This window comes from Salinirubellus salinus, from assembly GCF_025231485.1.
Taxonomy (GTDB): domain Archaea; phylum Halobacteriota; class Halobacteria; order Halobacteriales; family Haloarculaceae; genus Salinirubellus; species Salinirubellus salinus.
In genome coordinates this window covers 115354-132328 of record NZ_CP104004.1, presented here as the reverse complement: position 1 = coordinate 132328, position 16975 = coordinate 115354, and the positions used below count along the sequence as shown (strand labels likewise).

The 16975-nt window shown below is 61.5% G+C and carries 15 protein-coding genes; 10 read left to right on the top strand and 5 right to left on the bottom strand.

The window, feature by feature from the left end; translation table 11 throughout:
* Window positions 1-97 precede the first annotated feature (97 nt).
* The 3 genes from N0B31_RS22080 to N0B31_RS22070 all read left to right on the top strand — a co-directional run bounded on the left by N0B31_RS22080 (window position 98) and on the right by N0B31_RS22070 (window position 3229).
* On the top strand, window positions 98-403 hold the full coding sequence (locus tag N0B31_RS22080; protein ID WP_260644049.1) for a hypothetical protein: 306 nt from the start codon (window positions 98-100) through the stop codon (window positions 401-403).
* Window positions 404-1002: 599 nt separating this feature from the next.
* Window positions 1003-2598, top strand: a complete 1596-nt coding sequence (locus N0B31_RS22075; RefSeq protein WP_260644048.1) for a hypothetical protein — start codon at window positions 1003-1005, stop codon at window positions 2596-2598.
* 403 nt (window positions 2599-3001) lie between these two features.
* Entirely contained in the window at window positions 3002-3229 is a 228-nt protein-coding gene (locus tag N0B31_RS22070) for a hypothetical protein (protein ID WP_042666012.1), read from the top strand.
* A gap of 641 nt (window positions 3230-3870) precedes the next feature.
* Here the strand turns inward: N0B31_RS22070 and N0B31_RS22065 are convergent.
* The 4 genes from N0B31_RS22065 to N0B31_RS22050 form a co-directional block, all read right to left on the bottom strand.
* Entirely contained in the window at window positions 3871-4350 is a 480-nt protein-coding gene (locus tag N0B31_RS22065) for a DUF555 domain-containing protein (RefSeq protein WP_260644047.1), read from the bottom strand.
* Window positions 4351-4703: 353 nt separating this feature from the next.
* The gene (locus N0B31_RS22060; RefSeq protein ID WP_260644046.1) at window positions 4704-6965 is read right to left on the bottom strand and encodes a hypothetical protein; all 2262 of its coding nucleotides are present in this window, start codon (window positions 6963-6965) and stop codon (window positions 4704-4706) included.
* A gap of 351 nt (window positions 6966-7316) precedes the next feature.
* Entirely contained in the window at window positions 7317-7799 is a 483-nt protein-coding gene (locus N0B31_RS22055; protein WP_260644219.1) for a toxin-antitoxin system TumE family protein, read from the bottom strand.
* Between the two features lie 3 nt (window positions 7800-7802).
* The gene (locus N0B31_RS22050) at window positions 7803-8390 is read right to left on the bottom strand and encodes a DUF7342 family protein (RefSeq protein ID WP_260644218.1); all 588 of its coding nucleotides are present in this window, start codon (window positions 8388-8390) and stop codon (window positions 7803-7805) included.
* Window positions 8391-8685: 295 nt separating this feature from the next.
* Between N0B31_RS22050 and N0B31_RS22045 the strand changes: the two genes are divergently transcribed.
* From N0B31_RS22045 to N0B31_RS22015, 7 genes are all read left to right on the top strand, one after another.
* A complete protein-coding gene (locus tag N0B31_RS22045) occupies window positions 8686-10422 on the top strand; it encodes a hypothetical protein (RefSeq protein WP_260644217.1) in 1737 nt (578 codons plus the stop codon).
* Window positions 10385-10711: a hypothetical protein gene (locus tag N0B31_RS22040; RefSeq protein WP_260644216.1), complete on the top strand. Its 327-nt coding sequence runs from the start codon at window positions 10385-10387 to the stop codon at window positions 10709-10711. The genes N0B31_RS22045 and N0B31_RS22040 overlap by 38 nt, the downstream gene beginning before the upstream one ends.
* Before the next feature lie 221 nt (window positions 10712-10932).
* On the top strand, window positions 10933-11886 hold the full coding sequence (locus N0B31_RS22035) for a replication factor A (RefSeq protein ID WP_260644215.1): 954 nt from the start codon (window positions 10933-10935) through the stop codon (window positions 11884-11886).
* Between the two features lie 38 nt (window positions 11887-11924).
* Window positions 11925-12788, top strand: coding sequence for an RPA family protein (locus tag N0B31_RS22030; RefSeq protein WP_260644214.1), 864 nt, complete (start codon window positions 11925-11927; stop codon window positions 12786-12788).
* Between the two features lie 115 nt (window positions 12789-12903).
* Complete coding sequence (locus tag N0B31_RS22025; RefSeq protein ID WP_260644213.1) at window positions 12904-13569, top strand: hypothetical protein; 666 nt, start codon at window positions 12904-12906, stop codon at window positions 13567-13569.
* A gap of 89 nt (window positions 13570-13658) precedes the next feature.
* Window positions 13659-14186 (top strand): hypothetical protein, encoded by a 528-nt coding sequence (locus N0B31_RS22020; protein WP_260644212.1) that lies wholly within the window; start codon window positions 13659-13661, stop codon window positions 14184-14186.
* Window positions 14187-14244: 58 nt separating this feature from the next.
* The gene (locus N0B31_RS22015; RefSeq protein ID WP_260644211.1) at window positions 14245-15075 is read left to right on the top strand and encodes a hypothetical protein; all 831 of its coding nucleotides are present in this window, start codon (window positions 14245-14247) and stop codon (window positions 15073-15075) included.
* Between the two features lie 76 nt (window positions 15076-15151).
* Here N0B31_RS22015 and N0B31_RS22010 read toward each other — a convergent pair whose 3' ends face one another.
* A complete protein-coding gene (locus N0B31_RS22010) occupies window positions 15152-16834 on the bottom strand; it encodes a potassium channel family protein (protein WP_260644210.1) in 1683 nt (560 codons plus the stop codon).
* Window positions 16835-16975 lie beyond the last annotated feature (141 nt).

Genomic DNA, 16975 nt, shown 5'->3' with positions numbered 1-16975 from the left:
CCGCGCGTCTCGGCGGCGTCGCTCCCGCACGGCCCGTGGTGTCCCCTTCCTCGTCGCTGCGAAAGTATTGGACCCCAAATGGGGTGAGGGATTTGAGATGACCAACATCCAGTCCGACGAGCGGCGCACCGATACCAACCACACGGCCGAGCGCGAGCCGGTCAGCGTGTCCTTCAAAACGGGCGAGGAACCCGAGTTCCGCAAGCCCGACCACGACCCGCACGGCGAGACCTTCGCCGCGGTCAGCCACTCGTTCACCTCGTGTGACGGTGGCTGTGGGACCAGCGGCCTGGTCCCGACCGCGCTCCTCGAGGACGCCGACGGCCTCACCGGGTGGCCGCCCTTCGACGTCCTCTGTGAATCCTGTGCGAACGCGGTCGTTCGTGACGACTACACGTTCTAATCCACATCATGTGCTAAGAGCAGGATTCCAGGCTTAGGCTTCAGAGCAATCCACAGTGGATGACCAATTCGGTATGCGTGCTGCTAAAAGGGAGTAATGGACAATCCTTGACTCTATCTCGACAACCACTCTTCCGGGGTAGCGGCTACCAGTATGCAAGGGGATTGGGGGTGGGGGAGCCAGTGCCTCTGACATCTCCCGGCATCAACAGGTTATCTTAGGAACATATAATCCTAGGGCCTACCAGAGAGAAATACAACTCGAATACGCTCCCGACATCGACTACAGTCACTGGAATTCAGAATCGAGCGAGACTTTCAACGAAGACAAGTTCGGCTTTCCCCTTTGACGTGGGTATTGGCCCCCAAAGGGGGTGAGGGAAGTGAGAGAGGGCGTGACGACGTCCATTTTCTCGATCTTCGACCTCACGAGCGGCTCGATGCGAGCAACGCCGATCTGTTAAAACTCCGCCACTGGCGGTTGTCCTGCTTGCGATTCCCGAAAGTATTGGCCCCCAAAGGGGGTGAGGGAAGTGCGGGTGGGGCGAGGCACGTCCTCGTTCTGTCTTGACTCGTGAAATCCCCCTCAGAGAGACTACTATGAGTGCAAACTCCAACCTCAGCGTGGAGCAGCGTGCGGCAGACATCAGCGGCAAGTTCGGCGAGATGGGCGTGGACGTGCCCGCTTCGACCGTCCAGGAGCGAATCGCGGCGATGCAGGAGTTCAGCGTCCCTCTCGAGGAGGCGACCACGACGACGGTTCGCAACCTCGCAGCGGAGTACGACCTCGACGACGGCGACCTGTCCGAGGACATCTCGGCGCTGGCGGGCTTCGGTGGCGACGCGAGCGGCTCGCACGCCTTCGAGCGCGTCATGCTCGGCGACATCGCAGATGTCGGCCCGGAGGAATGGGTGGACGTCCGAGTGCAGGTCGTCGACCTCTGGGAGCCCAAGCACGACTCCATGCGGCAGGTCGGCCTCATCGGTGATGAGAGCGCCCAGATGAAGTTCGTCGTCTGGCAGAAGAACACTGAGAGCCTGCCTGCCCTCGAGGAGGGCGTCACCTACGACATCGCCTCGGCCATCACCAACGAGTACGAAGGCAAGTACTCCATCTCGCTCAACAAGGCCAGCGAGGTCACCGAGGTCGCCGCCGAGGACGCCGTCGAATCCACCGACGGCAAAGTGCGCGCAACGGGCACGCTCGTCGCCCTCGAAGACGGCAGTGGCCTGATCAAGCGCTGTCCCCACGAGGACTGCACCCGCGTCGTCCAGAACGGCCGCTGCTCCGAGCACGGCGAAGTTGATGGTGTGTTCGACCTTCGGCTGAAAGCGATCCTCGACGACGGTGAGCGCGCTGTCCGAGCGCTGTTCAACGCCGAGATGACCACCGCTGTCAGTGGCATCACACTCGAGCGAGCGAAGGAAATGGCCGCTGATGCCCTCGACGCCAGCGTGGTCGGCGCAGAACTCCGCGCCTCGCTCATCGGGAAGACGTTCGATGTGCGTGGCCCGGTCGTCGGCGAGTACTTCCTCGTGGACGAAGCGGTCGAGACGGGCTACTCCGCTGACAACCCCGGCCTCAGCGACGCGATCATCGCCCCGGCCGTCACTCAGCGCCAGCCGGCCAAGCGCCTGTTTGCCGAAGAACTCAACCAGGCGACCCACTCGTTCACCCGCCCCGAAGACGAGGGCGATGACCGAGCGCCGAAGTTCACGCTCCTGCCGAGTGGCGAGGCGGCCAACCGCGTGTTCGTCGTCGGGACGCTCATCGAGACGGCTGACGTCGGCAGTGACTCCGAGTTCTGGAAGGGGCGCGTGATGGCCGCTGGTGAGGCCGCCAACCTCTACGCCGGGCAGTACCAGGCAGAGGCAATGGACGTGCTCCGGTCGGCCGAGACGCCCTCGTACGTGGCCGTGGTCGGCAAACTCCACCACTACGAGACGGACTACGGCGTGAAGGTGTCCATCCAACCTGAGTCCATCACGGTCGTCGACCGCGAGGCCCGTGACTCGTGGGTGGCCGAGACCATCGACGCGACCCAGCAGCGCCTCGGCGCGCTCGCCAGTCGCGACTCCGACGCCACCGACGCCGTCCAGTCGGTGTACCAGTCGGATGTCTCCGACATCGAAGCGGCAGTCGAGGCGGCCATCAAGGACATCGCGCCGGAAGCGAGTCTCGCTCAAGCCCAATAAGGGGCGAGCCGTCCCCACCTCCCGGAGGCGTTTTTTGACGCTCGAATCCCCTGATCCGGCTCGGCTAGCGCTCCCCCGGTTGTGAGAGGCCTGTCGCTTCCGCCCCGCCCCGTTCCGCCGCCCCGCTCCGCTCCCGGCCTCGCTTCGCTCGGCCGGTTACCGATGCGGTTCGACCCCCCTCGGATGGACGGTCACTCTCGGGCCGAGTATTGGTCCCCTAAAGGGGTGAGGAAGTCGAGCAGCGCGGCGTCTCGCCGCGACATCGACGACACTCGCGTCGTTCCGATTCCGAGCCAGAGCTCCAGCTCCAGCTCGATCTCGAGTTTGTCCGCGGCGCGGCCGTGCGCCGCCGACCCGACCGAACCGATCAGTCTCGACTCACCTTCGACTCCGACCACGAATTATGTCCATCCGATATGCACCCCCGGTCAACGTACCGCTCCTGACCACCGCCGTCTTTTCGATGTTTATCACCGCCTACGTCGGGATGATGTTCCTCGCTGTCGATCCGCAGTTCGCTACCACCGGCCTCTGGACCGTCTGTGTCGGTGGCTTCGCAGTCTCGACCGCATACATCGTCATCTCGACGATCCGCCGCATCCTCCACGCGTTCACCCGACCGTCCTGGTAGCCGGCGGTCGCTGTGCATCGAATATCCAGTTTTGCTCATGTCGTTGAGGGCGTGCTGAGGACCACGGATTTCGGTCCCTCGACAGCCATGACCCCACACTCGAAATCTTCTTTACGAATCGAATTGGCTGAATCCACTCCCCGACCAGACACTAAGCCATCGACCTCGCGCACCGTTCGTTCTGGTACTTTCTCGAAAGGAGGGTGTCCCCGGCCATCCTTACGTGAGAGGCCGAGTTCCCGTGCTTGTACGGGCAGTGGGATTGGAACTGGCTTTGCTATCGGCTTCGACGTTACAGTCATCCGCGGCTAATCCACCGCTAGAGACTGCTCCGCTGATCCTACGCTCGGCACTGGTCGAGCAACTTCGCTCGCTCGTGGCAGGAGACGTAGGAAACTGTCCTAATCCCCGGTGGATGTGTGCCCATCCATGGAGGGGTGTCGTCCGTCGTAGGAGGGTGTTTTGGGCACGACATCAGTTGGTTCCTTAACATAATAAATATTATGACTTTCGGGGTCACAATCAGAATACTGGGTTCGAATACCCAGGAAGTTGGATTGAGGTAGAGTACTAAGGGCCAGTATTAGCGCTATACCACCTGTAGGGCTTCGTTTCACTATGAAGTTTGAAGAGACGGAAGACTACCTCGCCGAGGAGCTTGACCTCGAGGCGTCACTCTCCGGCCTGTCCCCTGCGGGCGCATCTGTCACCGCGTCCGGCTCCGACGCCGTTTCCACCGCTGGCTCCACTGCTGACGACGCCCGCCGAACCCCAAGGACAGTCAACGGAATATCCTTCATTCGCACACCCAACTCACGCTTCGCGATGCGCGAACTCTCCTCCGCTGAGGACGCCTCGAACTGCGCCAACACCGTCACGACCACCAACGCGAAATCCGTCGTCGAAAGCGCCGCCTCATACTCATACCCGCAGGACGGACACGCGACGTCCTGAACGACGATCTCCGAGTACCGCGCCGACGTCTGATTCACCCTCTTGCCCACCTCCGACACCGCGATGTTGATTACGTCCTGGACGCCCGTCGTTCCCGCCACCACCCATGGAACCGACAGCTGTACCTCAAACCATGTCTCCTCCTCACCGTGCCCAGACGTCGTCATACTGTTGTTCCATATGCGTCTCACCCGTATGAGGACTCGTTGGCTACATTGAATGTGGAACTACACCCACCACATTCTGGTCCGCACGACATCGACCGTAGCACAGGCTGCTTCTGGGGGGTTCGTGATCGGCGGTTCGGGAGGCTGAGGCGCTGCTCGGCGGCTACAGGTTTGGTTTTCGAAAGAGAATTTAGTTGGAATTCTGAGTTCGATCGGTAGGGAACTCGGGGGTGCTAGGGTTCGTTACAGTTCAGGACACAACCAGGTATCGGGGAGTACCGTTATCGAGGTCTGTCGAATCTGAGCCTGAATCCGAACCTGAGTACGGGTATCAACTGTGCTCATACACATACTCAGGCAGCTCCTCCATCGAGTGACTCGGTGTACTCGGTGAGGCGCTGTTCGGTGTATTCCTTACAACTCTCAACACCAGCGCGTGCCAGGCAGAGTGGGTGGAATCGAGACGCTACGACCGGATCGTAGTTCATGTCATCGTTCCGGACACCACAAACCCAACACGACGAGGGGTCACGAGGCGAGTCGCCGTTCACGAATCTCATCAACGCGTTTGCCTTGAAGAGACCGAGTGCCTCAGGGTGGTCCGTGAGGAATCGGCGGTTTCGCTTCATCTGACGCTCTTGCTGTGCGAGCTGTTTGCGTTCGGCTATTGCTTGAACGCGGTCGGAGACACGAGCGAGTTCGTCTTCGATGAGCGTCTCGAGCAGCACTGGCGAAGGCCAGGTTGTCGAAACGTCACCAGAGAACTTCGCAGCGGAACTCCGGGGAACAGCCTCACCAGCATCAGACGAGCGCGACGACTGACTAACACGCTGAGGTGTCGCAGGCGTCGAGCGAGTCGGTGCGGTGATCGGTGCACGCTCGAGAATCTGAATCTCGGATTCCCAACGCGAGTCGAGCTTCGGTTGACCTTGATACGTCTGGTTGGACTTCTTGTACGGTAGCTTGAAGTCAACCAGGCGGACCACGTCACCTTCGTTCGGCTCGGCGAGAATCTTCTTCGAGATGATTACTTCTCCATCGGCGTCATCCGGGTCGGCCGTTGATGCAGTAATTTCCTCTTCGCTTGACTCCCAGACAGAGACACGAACTTCATCCTCGCGGCGATCTCCATCCTTGACGATCATCCCGAATTTCAATCCAGGGACGTCAGCATGGTAGACCTTCTTCACGACGCCTTGCGTGGTGAGATAGCCTTTCGAGGACCAGAGGTTCGCCTGTAGAATCGCGTTGATTCGCAGGACGTTTCTCGGGTTCGTTGCTTCGTCTTCGAGGAGTCTGAGGAATGCCGACGTCACATCTTGTCCATCCAGCACACGCTGTGCAAGGTCGGACGCGACTTCGACGGGTCGGCGACGAATCTCGTGGACGGTCTCAGCCTGGAGCAATCTGCGTGCTTCAGTCAAGACCTCCTCACGAAGTTCGGAATCCTCAGCGTCGAGCTCCCGAAGGGGCTCGGCGAGGTCGTAGAGTTGCTGGGCGACGGTCTGTTCACGACGCGCAGGAGCAACACCAGCACGCGCGCTCCGGTAGCGAGCGAGCAAGTCGGTGTGTGCATCCAACGTCGCAGCCAGGCCAGTCAGGTGTCCAGCAGCGTCAATTCCCGCAGAGACTCTCTTTAGCTCTGCATCCAACGCCAGCCGGCGCTCGATACCAGGAATCGACGATCGAGAGTACTCCGCTGGATTCGCAACGAGAGTCCGGAGTGCGACTAACTCCCCAGAGGGAAGCGTCACTTCCAGATCGTCCGTTCCGACACCCTCTGCCTCGCGTGGCGCCTGCTCATCCTCGGGGATGACCTTCAGCGCACGCAGCCGGCGAGTGTGTGCATCCAGCTGGTCTTCAGGGACGAGTGTTCGTCCAAGGCGCACCGGAACCTCCGTCGAACTGATGGGGTCGTACTCATCGAAGCCAGATGCCGTGCCCGTCAACTGGTCCCCAGTCGGGTCGGTCAGGCGGTCGTGGCCCATGTAGATGTACTGCCCACGTGCGAGAACATCGGACTCAGAGAGCGCATCAGCGGGTCGTCCGCAAGCGTTCATCTCAGTCCTCCGCTCATCACTCCGAGACGCGACCATCGGTTGGTCATCGTACCAGCCGTAGACGCCCTCGGATTCACGTTCGAGTTCGAGTTCAGAACCGGACTCGTGCGCACCAGTACGCTCGGACTCACGGTCGAAGTCGACACCGGCATCGACATCGGCGAGGACGTCGACATCGGTGTCGAATTCGGAGTCAGATTCGGTGGTCGAGTGTTGTCCATCCACAGTGCCACGGAACTCACGCTCTGTCGAGAGTGCGGACGGCGAGTGGGAACTCGCGTCTGCGTTCGTGTCTGCATCGAGGTTGAGCCACCGACGAATCGTCGGGGATTCCACTCCATCGTCGAGACGGCGGATCTCCTCGGTGGAGAGGCGAACCGTCGCCGGGAATCCGTGGTCTGCCGCCTGTGAGAACAGGCGAACAGTGTGGGTGGGGTGCTCATGTTCGGTGTTGTGTTCGATTTCGGTACTGCCGTTCTGTTGTCCGTCCTCAGTGAGGTCGGACCTGTCGGTGTATCCACTCATATCAAAGTAAGAAAGCGCCGTGCTTTCCACTCGCAGAGAGGCTGACAGCGATGATAACTGTATCGTGGTATCCCTGCGCTGTCTGTCGGTTTCTCGTTGGAACCTCCCACAATCCCGCGTACATTCAACGTGGCTCCAGCGCGCCCTTGACGACAGACCGCGAACGACCACGTCGAACAGAAGCAGTCAGTACAGAAACTCGCTCACGTAACGGCGCTACAGCTCATCGTTAGTGGAATGGAAAGGCGAGTGGCCCTTCCTACTTTGATATGATGAGCCGTTCAAGGCTCACTATAGCTACTCCACGCTTGGATATAACGATATCGTCGAGGGACCTCGAAGACGGAACTATCCATCGCTAGCTCTGCTGGTAGTCGAGTCTCACGGAGGATTGCTTCCAGCGTTCAGCGGGTCATATGACTGGCTGTGGTAGGCGACACGCCAGAGTTTGAGCACAGCACGAGTAACCAGTGCCTCCGGTGACTGCTTGATGCAGGATTCCTCTACCTCGTCCGGGTCTGAACTCGCATTAGGTGGTGGGTGATAATGCTCGAGACCGGGCACGTGGATATAGTCCCCATCGTGTGGATGCTTTCCCCACCGAAAGTTCACGCCCTTGGAGTCGGTATAGTGAAACTTGTAGTCTCCACGGACTGTCCACTGGACGTCAATTCGCCCATTATCGGCCCCACAAAGGCCATCCTTGAGGCTGATCTCAAGTACAGACGGGTTGAGATAGTCGTCGAGTGAAGGTGTCGCGAGGGGCTCTGTCTCGTCGATAATATCGCGGATTGTGATCAGGGCTGACCGGTCAATCGGCCCACGGAGTGAGTGGCTCTCCTCCGTTCCAGCTGGATTCGACATCGACTAGGCCGAAATACTGCGGTCGGTCGAGCGACGATCACCATCGACAAATCGTTCGGCATTCGCGATCGAGAGGGCTGCGTTTGCGAACGCGAGGTTGCGCCGGAGCGTCTGCCACTCTTGAATCGTCTCCGAATCAATTTCCGGCTGGTCCGATGCTCTATCCTCGAGTGTCTGGTTCGTCTGCTCGACGGCTAGCTCTTCAGGCGAATCAACGCCGTATTCAGAGCGATACTCGTTGAGCTGATCGCGCATCTCGCCGATACGCGTGACGAGTTCATCCGTCGAGACGTGCTCGAGGATATCTGCCGCCTGCTCAACGACGAGCGATTCGGGGGACCGGCGGTAAGTTGTCCCACCGTGCTCGCCGGTAGCCGTCACGACAAACCCCTCGTCGGCGAGTGCATTGAGGTGCTTTCGAGCCGTCTTCGGCGAGGTGAGAGCGTCCTCGGCGACGGTGTCTGCCGACACGGGTGAATACGTGTGGGCGATAACGTGGCGAACACGCTCGTAAGGTGTCGTCTCCTCCTTCCAATCCTCTCGGACCTCCTCGTTGATATCCGCGAACTCGGCTGGCGCTTGATCAGTCATACTGGTCCCTTTGCGGTGCGGGAATATAGTATTTTGCCACGGGACTATGTTACTCGCTCCCCACATCCTGTCGCCCACTCCAGATTGTTCTGGGCTCAACGTCACATACGCTGTTCGAGACGCCCTGTGAGGACTGCACCAGGTTGTGTCGCTGCTAATCGAGCTCCGCCTCCACAGACCGGGCTCGGCTAGCCCTCGCTCAGTATTGGCCCCCCAAGGGGGTCGAGGGGGTTCGAGAGGTGGGTGGCCGACAGCCGCCCGCCTCTCGAATCAACCACCACGGAGTGACCTACCGATGACATACTACCACGACGGACAGCACCGCCTCTCGAACAGCGATGTCGAACAAGATGACCGCTTCGACGAACTCCGACTTCGCGGCCTCTACGAGAGCCCCCACCTCGAGAGCGACTGTCTCGGCGTCCGCCTCGAGAACGCAGGCGAGCTCATGATGGCCGCCCGGACCCAGCCCGAATACGACGAGTTCGGCCTCGAAATCGAAGGCACCGGCGGACAGGAACTCGACGCCTACTGGGTGGGTGCAAGCCTCCGCACCACGCAAGCCCGAGACATCGACCCGATGGACCTCACCGACGAGGACCTCAGTGGACTCCCACTCGAAGCTCAAGAGCGCCTCCACGGACTTCGCGAAGAGCGTAAACGCCAGCGAGAGAAAGCCCTCGCCGCCCACGTCGCGGGCATCGACCGGGAAACACGGCGCAGGGGGGAACTCCTCACCGAGTACCGCGAGCGCCGGGCCGACTACAACGACCGCGTCATCGGCGACAACATCCACTCCTACGACCCGTTCGAGCAGCTCGACGAGGAAACCACCCAGCGCGTGCACGACGCTGCCGACCGAATCACCGACCGCCTCGTCACACCCCCGAACAAGCCCATCCTCGAACACCGCCTCGCCAGCAAGGTCGCCCGAGGACAGGACCTCTTCACCGCCCAATCGAACGTCCTCGACGAACTCTACCAGGAAGCGGGCGTCATCCAGCCCATCTCTTCCGTGCCGATCATCCCCTCGAAGTATAACGTCGAAGCCGACATCCAGGGGACCGTCACGCGACTCTGGCAACCCAAATCCCGCACCCAACAGCAGGTCGGCCTCATCGAAGACGACACCGGGACCATCAAATTCACCGTCTGGACGAAATCCAATCAGGGAACCATCCTCCACGAAGGCGACCTCGTGCGCGTTGTCGCCGGGAAAGTCGGGAAATATCAGGGCCAAGCGACGCTCGCCGCCGACTCCGAGACTCGCATCACGGTCATCGAGGCTGGCGACGGGCCAGCGCCACGCGGCGACATCCCCAACGTCGACTGGGCGAAATACGCCAAAGCAAATCGTGAGCGCGGCATCGAACAGCCCTTCCAGCGGCACGGCGGCCGCTCGATACCCGCGCTCGGCACACCCGGTGTGCAGGAAGTCTCTCGTCCCGTCCACACGCCGGTCGACCGCCTCGACGCCGAAGAGAGCGGGCAGATGGACGCCCACGAATGGCTCAAAGCTACCGAAATATTCGACGAAGACGGCGGCATCCCACTCCCGACCTGGTGGCGCGAACAGGCCAACGTCGTCTCCGTCCTCGTCGACTCCGACGCCGACCGAGACGCGATTCACGCCGCCGTCCACGACGTCATTGCCACCTCACAGCCCGACTCGATGCCCGTCCCAGACCATCCCGTCCCACAGGGCAAGCGCCGTCTCTGGGCGCTCGTGCGCAACCTCGACCACTTCGGAACCGCACTCGAGAACGACGACTCCGACGCCACCGGCGATACCGCAGCGACCACCGAGGACCCCAGCACGAACGCGCTCACCGGCGTCGCGACTCCCGACACCTCCGAGACGACGGCGACGACAGAACCGAGCCTCGGCCTGCCCACGACGACCTGCCGGTGTCCAGAGTGTTCCCACGACCGGGCGCACTACCGACTCGTCCAACTCCGCTCCATCGACGAGCCACCAACCAGACTCCTCTCGTGTGCCAGTTGCGGCCAGCGCTGGCGCGACGACAGCTAACTTCACACTCATGTGCTCACATACCAACTCCAATCCCGATAGCAGCGACAGCGACACCGATACCGAAACCGACGAGGAGCTGTTTGCCCTCGATATCGTCGACGGCGAAGATCCCTCGCGAGCGGTCAATCCCGACGACCGATACCGGCCTGACCCGCCGGGGCCAGGCCCGACCGTCGGGACGCGCTTCGCCACGCTCCAAGACGGGTCGTTCGCCATCATCGAGCGTGCCGCCCTCGGCGGATGGATTAGTGCCGACGAAACCATCAGCCTCGAAGACGCTCGCTGACCGAGCAGGCCAGGACTCGCAGGCCGTCGCGACCAGCAACCCTCCCAGAGTTTTTGCTCCCCAAGAGGGGGTGAGGGGAATCGGAACAGAGACGAGAGATACCGTGTCTCTCACGGCTCTCGTGTGCCTCGTTCCGACGCTTCTCGGCCCGTCTCCCTCGTGGAGAAACTCCCCCAGAAGACACCTCAAACAGCCATCGAACCAGAACCAAACTCGAACCAATGTCCACCAACGCAACACCCGCAGATTCGGCGGTCAACGCCTCCAGCGACGACCTCGCGACGACCGCGACCACCCTCATCGAACAGTTCCCCGACGACGCCGGCGATGAAGCCCTCCCGAGTGTCGACGATATCGTCACCCGGCTCGACCAGATGGTTAACGGCTACAACGTGCCGCTCGAGGAGGCTACTCGCGCCACGCGCAACCACTACCTCGAGGTGCTCGGCATCGAATACGACGACCTCGCACTCCCCTCGCAGAGTGCCAGCGACACGACGCTCGACGAAATCAACACCGACGGCCAGTGGGTCAGCGTCACCGTCAAAGTCGTCGACCTATGGGAGCCGACCAGCGACAGCATCGCCCAGGTCGGGCTCATCGGCGACGAGAGCGGCCGACTCAAGTTCACCAAGTGGGCCAAAGCCGAGCTTCCCGAACTCGACGCGGACGGCGTGTACCGACTCGACAACGTCGTCACCAGCGAGTACGAAGGCTGCTACTCCATCAACCTCAACTCCCGGACGGTCATCGATCCCGTCGATGACGATATCGAAGTCGGCGACAACGCCGAGGAGTTGACCATCGAGGCCCCGATGGTCGCGATCCAGTCCGGAAGCGGGCTCATCAAGCGCTGTCCCCACGACGGCTGTACGCGCGTCCTCCAGGACGGCCGGTGTGCCGAACACGGAAAGGTCGAAGGCGAGTTCGACCTCCGCATCAAGGCCGTCTTCGACGACGGCGTGCGCGTCCAGCACGCCATCTTCGACAAGGAGGCGACCGAAGCCCTCGCCGACATCACCATCGAGGAGGCCAAACAGCAAGCGATGGACGCTCTCGATACGAGCGTCGTCGCGAACGACCTCCCCGACGCCCTCGTCGGTCGCTACTACCGAGTCAGCGGCCGCGTCATCGGGAAATATCTCCTCGTCGATGAGGCCGACCCACTCGCGTAGGCCCACGCTCCGCCCACTACCCTCTCCAATTCACATTAATGAGTAACTCAACATCTACAGCCGACAGCAGTACCGATAGCAACAGCACCCAGCGACAGGGCAGACAGGTCGCAAAGCGCGCCTTCGCCGCCGAACTCAACGACGCAACCCACGTCTTCAAACAGAGTGACGAGGAGCGCGCCCCGAACTTCGCGCTGCTCCCCAGCGGCGAGACCGCGAACCGCTACTTCCTGGTCGGGACCGTCACCGAAGTCAACGACGTTGGCAAGGACAGCGAATATTGGCAGGCCCGAATCGTCGATCCCACGGGGACGGTGTTCGTCTACGCCGGTCAGTACCAGCCCGACGCCGCCGCGTTCCTCTCCGGCCTCGAACCCCCCGCGTACGTCGCTATCACCGCCAAGCCCAGCACGTACGAAACCGACGACGGCAACGTGAACGTCTCCCTTCGGCCCGAGACCATCACCCGCGTCGATGAAGCCACCCGAAACCAGTGGGTGCGCGAAACCATCGACCGGACGGCCGCTCGCCTCGATGCCTTCGAGGACGGAGACAAGGACGGTACCGACTCGACCCCCTACGTCGCGATGTGCCGCGAACAGTACGGGGACAACCTCTCGCTCGAAGTCTACCGCGACGGCCTCAACGACGCTCGCGAAGACGTTGGGATGGACGCCGTCCGCTACGACGACGCCGATGGCGAGGTTGAGGTCGAAGCCGAGGCCGACACAAAGGACGGCTCCACCCGCGTGTACGACGCCGACGACGCCGACCAGAGCGATGACGGCGACCACGACACCGACAGCAACGTCGAGTCCGAACCCGAGGGGGAGACGGAAGAGGAGGCCATCGACGAAGCGGCCCTCGCCTCGGCCGTCGCCAACGCCGGCCTTGAGGAGTGATTCGTCGCAAGAGGCCTTCCACAACAGCACTCCAACACGGTCGTTCTCTCTCAGGGGGATACGCAAGCATCCCACCCACGTCTCATCCGCGTTCGATTCGGTTACTTGAACGCGAGTGACCCTCCACACGCGACGCCCGATTTTCCGTACAGCGATGCTCCTTAATCTGAGTCGCCCCGCTCCACCAGCACGCCCACTTTGTCTCCCTCGAATCGGTGGAGGGCACTCGTCCGAATCACCAATGGCAACACTCCAAGTCAGCACCGCCTCGAACGCACCGACCGTCGACCACGAACGCGTCGACGAACTCCGCTCCTTCCTCACCGAGTGGCTCCTCGGAACCGGCCCATTCGATGACCTCACCGCCGACGTCATCGAACCCGAACCCGGGCAAGACGCCGACACCGACGTGGAGACGGATAGCGATACCGAGACCGGCGACACGCCGTCGCCGTATCTCGTCCTGTACGGCTACGCCTCCTTCGGGCCAGCACACCGCCCGACCGTCCGTGACGCTGCCCGCGACCACCTCGACGCCGACGGCGAGCTCGAGGGCCTCAGCGACGACGACCGCGACGCCTTCATCGACGCCGAAACCGAGGACCTCGTGTACGACTACCAGCACGAGCACACCGAGGACTTCCTGCGCGAACTCGCAGCATACCTCACTGAACCGTTCATCGTCCAGACCGCCGGCTACGAGAAATGCCGCTTTCCGCTCGTCGGCTACCAGTACACGGTCGACCCCGACGGCGAAATCACCCACGTCTCACTGGCTTGAGTGCTCGTCGCTCCCGGCCCGCAACTCGGACTTCGAGGACGCTCTCGAGTCCCACTCACACACGACTCACACCACTACCAGACTCTCTCATGACGTTCTACGCTCGACTCTCCGGCTACCTCACGTACCGCACGCATGACCACCTCGACGCTGCGATCCAGCGCCTCATCCGTGGCGCCTGGCTCAACACCGACGAACAGTGGCTCCTCAAAGGCCACCCCCGGCAGGTCCGCGCTGAATCCACCATCGACCACGAACGAAACATCCTCGTCATCCCGCCGGGCGTCTACCAAAATCTCGGTCGAATCACCACCGAACTGTTCGCCGGCGCCACCGACGGCCTCGCCGTCACGTCCTCGAGCGACAACTGCTTCGACGCCTGGGTCGAGACCCCACTCCTGGACGCTGCTGACATCCCCGCCGGCGACGGCGGCGACGTCTCCTCGATTCAGTGCATCGACCTCGAACAGGTTGCGCTCTCGAACGGCCTCGGCATCAAGAGGCTCGGCGATCCGGGCCACGAACGGTGGCAGCGCGACGTACTCGACGCGTTCCACGCCCGGTACGACCCCGACGTCCACGAAATCCTCGAATCCCCCTCCGCCCCGCCCGAGTGACACCCCAAGCCGGTAACTGTGCATCTCCACGACCAGCCAGCCAGTCATCCAGCCACTCATGAACTCAAATCCAACCGATACGCCAGACACGTTCTCCGACCTTTGTGAGCGATTCGACGAGGAATGCGTTCTCCACGCCCTTTCGAAAGCCCGCGAAACCGACTCCGAAACCCCTCCGACAGTCTTCTTCCTCGACGAAGAGACCGGCTGCGTCTATCGCGTCCTCGAAGCCACGCGTGGCTCCCCCGACTCCGGGTGGTTCGTCCTCGCCCTCGGCGGCCCCAACGTCGACGACGGCTACGAACGACAGCTCCGCGTCCACGACTCGGATACCCACCACGTTCTCCTCGAATCCGACCTCGAGTACTACGCCTACGACGAACCGACGCCTTCCGACGGCATCCAGGCAACTATCGATGTCGACGTGGAAGGAACGAGCGATTACCGATTGGATTGTCGCGCCAGCTACCCACACACCGAAGATGGCGAACTCGATTTCCAGACGATGGCGGAGGACCTCGGAATCGCCGAGGTAGCTCCGTACTCCAAAGTATTCATCACCGACGGGACGGGCCACGTCCGGCGTATCGTCTCCTGCGATACCGACCGGGGACTCGTTCGTCTCCGCGACGAATACAACGGCCAGGAATACGAGGTCGAACTCGCCGACCTCTGGTCGGACTGGCGCTACGAGGACCTCCAGTTCTGCAAGCGCGTCTTCCTCGACTACGACGACTTCGTCATCAATGATGAACGCCGCCCGGCGTTCGAGACACTCCTGGACGCGGCGAAAGTCCACGCCGCTGCACAGGACTCCGGGGATGATGTCCTTGATGACGCCCTCCGCCTCTTCACCAACCTCCACGAATTCCCTTGGACGAGTCGGTGATGTCGGTTATGCTAATCTGCCCAGGAACAGACAGAACCGGCGTGACCGATATAGAGGACGCATTCGGCAGACGGTACTACGTCTCGGTCTCCTGCATCGGTGAGACATCGAACTGCTTGAGGAACCGCTGGACCGCTTCATCCGTGCCAACGATGGTAAGTCGCTCGTCGCCAGTGAACTGCCGCTGGGGATCGACCGTACTGGTGAGTCCCGCATCATCTTCAACGGCGATTACGCGACAGCCAGTTCGTTCATAAATCTCTGACTTGGCAAGCGTCGAGCCAGCAAACGGGCCTGCGGGCACCTGAATCAGCCGAATCTGGCTCGCCGGCGCGAGGATCTCCTCCCCCCGGAGTTCCTTAGCGACCATCCGCGCGCTCACTCGGGGGACTGAAAGGACGTAGTCGGCCCCCGCGCTCAGTGCCTTCCGCGTGGCATCGGTTTCGCTGACCCGTGCCAGAATCTCGATATCCTCGTTCAGGGACCGTGCCAACACCGTCGTTAGCAGCGATGCAGAGTCGTCGGGGAGGCCGACGATGATCGCCCCGGCGTTCTCGATACCTGCCGCCACGAGGGTCTCTTTTGCCCCTGCTTCCGCAACGATATCGACGCCCTTGCGGTCCTCAACGTCGATGGTCGTCGTCTCGATATCGGCATCGGTGAGGACGTCCTCAGCCGCCTGTCCGACCTCACCATAGCCGGCAATAACGATGTCCTCGTGCCTGTGGAGCGTGCGTGCCGGACGCGTGAAGTCGCTGAACGACTCCAGCGCCTCGCTCCCCCCGGTGACGAGGAGTACAGTATTCTGGCGGATGATAGCGTCAGGGTTGGGGGGCAACTGGAGCTCCCCATCGATCCATGCCCCGATAATATTCGCACCTGTCTCCTCCCTGATATTCGACTCACGGATCCGAGAGCCGATCAGGTGGCTCCCGTGGTGGACCGGAATCTCCATCACCTCCAAGTCACCGCCGAGGTTGATCGTGTCTGTCAGATCGAGGCTGATCGATGAGATCGCCTTCTCTGCGAGCCGCTGGCCGAGCGCTCCGTGTGGCGAGAGGACAGTGTCCGCACCTGTATCGAGCAGGATATCGCGCATCTCACTGTCATCGGTGAGCGTGAGAATCTCGATATCCGAACGAATCGACCGGACTGTCAGGATGGTGTTGACGTTCGCGTCCCCAGCATCCGTAATGACCATCCGAGCGCTGTCGATGCTGGCCCGGTCGAACGCCGAGGCGTCCTGTGGAGAGCCATGGATGGCGGAGTACCCCTCGTTAGAGAGTTCCTGCGCGTTTTCCTCGTCGGACGAGATGAGCACGTAATCGATACCGAGTTCCTGGAGTTCGTCGAGGAGGACAGCGGAGTCACGACGGTACTCGCAGATGATGACGTGATCCTGCTTCGGGGTGAGCCGGTTGTCGAGGTTCACCTCGGCACCAGTGAATAGAGGTATGATGATGAGCCGTAGGGTGAAAAAGCCGATAGCGATGCCAGAGATCTGCGTGAGAGCGACGAAGAGGTAGGTCGCTGGATGACTCCAGAACCCGGAGTCCTGGCCATACCCCGTCGTCGTCATCGTCTGGACGACGAATTCGAAAGAGGCGAATATCGACTGGTTCACCCCTTCCAGGCGCGCCATTATGATGTTATAGGTGATCATGTAGAACGCCACGAGTACCGCGAGTCCGAGGAGGTAGATGGCGATAAGTCGGTCACGGCGGGAGAGGTTCGATACCCGCTCGGAAAGTGGACGCATCGGGATTCGCTACCCGTTTTCAGTTGCCTGGTAAAAAGGATTGAGTCTGAGCGTCTGTCCGTCCGTGCAGAAGTCTGACCGACTTGGACCCTCTATTTGGCACGGTCGCCGGAACCTACTCGAAGTCTGGCGGAACCAGCG

Coding starts and splice junctions, on each gene's coding strand:
- N0B31_RS22035 (WP_260644215.1), top strand. CDS start 10,933: ATGTCCACCAACGCAACACCCGCAGATTCGGCGGTCAACGCCTCCAGC.
- N0B31_RS22015 (WP_260644211.1), top strand. CDS start 14,245: ATGAACTCAAATCCAACCGATACGCCAGACACGTTCTCCGACCTTTGT.
- N0B31_RS22050 (WP_260644218.1), bottom strand. CDS start 8,390: ATGACTGATCAAGCGCCAGCCGAGTTCGCGGATATCAACGAGGAGGTC.
- N0B31_RS22065 (WP_260644047.1), bottom strand. CDS start 4,350: ATGACGACGTCTGGGCACGGTGAGGAGGAGACATGGTTTGAGGTACAG.
- N0B31_RS22075 (WP_260644048.1), top strand. CDS start 1,003: ATGAGTGCAAACTCCAACCTCAGCGTGGAGCAGCGTGCGGCAGACATC.
- N0B31_RS22020 (WP_260644212.1), top strand. CDS start 13,659: ATGACGTTCTACGCTCGACTCTCCGGCTACCTCACGTACCGCACGCAT.
- N0B31_RS22045 (WP_260644217.1), top strand. CDS start 8,686: ATGACATACTACCACGACGGACAGCACCGCCTCTCGAACAGCGATGTC.
- N0B31_RS22010 (WP_260644210.1), bottom strand. CDS start 16,834: ATGCGTCCACTTTCCGAGCGGGTATCGAACCTCTCCCGCCGTGACCGA.
- N0B31_RS22070 (WP_042666012.1), top strand. CDS start 3,002: ATGTCCATCCGATATGCACCCCCGGTCAACGTACCGCTCCTGACCACC.
- N0B31_RS22055 (WP_260644219.1), bottom strand. CDS start 7,799: ATGTCGAATCCAGCTGGAACGGAGGAGAGCCACTCACTCCGTGGGCCG.
- N0B31_RS22080 (WP_260644049.1), top strand. CDS start 98: ATGACCAACATCCAGTCCGACGAGCGGCGCACCGATACCAACCACACG.
- N0B31_RS22030 (WP_260644214.1), top strand. CDS start 11,925: ATGAGTAACTCAACATCTACAGCCGACAGCAGTACCGATAGCAACAGC.